The 793-nt window shown below is 64.3% G+C and carries 1 protein-coding gene; it reads left to right on the top strand.

Translation table 11 applies throughout. The features are described from left to right. On the top strand, nucleotides 1–703 hold a 703-nt coding region (locus AC1D00_RS43580; protein WP_477014995.1), incomplete at its 5' end, for an AAA family ATPase. Nucleotides 704–793 lie beyond the last annotated feature (90 nt).

Raw genomic sequence — 793 nt, forward strand, 5'->3', positions numbered from 1 at the left:
GTTGATCGGCGCGCCTCCGGGCTATGTCGGCTATGACGAGGGCGGCGCGCTCACCGAAGCGGTGCGGCGCCGGCCCTATCAGGTCGTGCTGTTCGACGAGATCGAGAAGGCGCATCCTGACGTCTTCAACGTCCTGTTGCAGGTGCTCGACGACGGCCGCCTGACCGACGGCCAGGGCCGTACCGTCGATTTCCGCAACACGCTGATCATCATGACCTCGAATCTCGGTTCCGAGTTCCTGGTGAATCAACCCGAGGGCGAAGACACCTCGGCCGTCCGCGAGCAGGTGATGGGAATGGTGCGGGGACATTTCCGCCCCGAATTCCTCAACCGTGTCGACGAGATCATCCTGTTCCATCGCTTGCAGAGGAGCGAGATGGGCCGGATCGTCGAGATCCAGTTCGCGCGGCTCCAGAAGCTCCTGACCGATCGCAAGATCGTGCTGACGCTCGATGCTGCAGCCCGCGACTGGCTCGCCGCCAAGGGCTGGGATCCCGCCTATGGCGCACGGCCGCTGAAGCGGGTGATCCAGCGCTACCTCCAGGACCCGCTCGCCGAGATGATCCTGGCCGGCGACGTCAGGGACGGCGACAACGTCGCGATCTCGTCCGAAGGCAACGTGCTGACCTTCAACGGCAAGGCACCGCAAACCGCGGAGATCGCGCAGTTCGAGGCGCCCGTGACGAAGCGGAAGCTGAACTGACGAAATACACGCCCTCCGCGCTGAAATCGCGGAGGGCGTTTTTCAATCCGCGAAGAACGCGTCCACCGCCGCCTGATCGCGGTCGTAGAC

It is taken from the genome of Bradyrhizobium sp. P2_E8 (genome assembly GCF_056403875.1).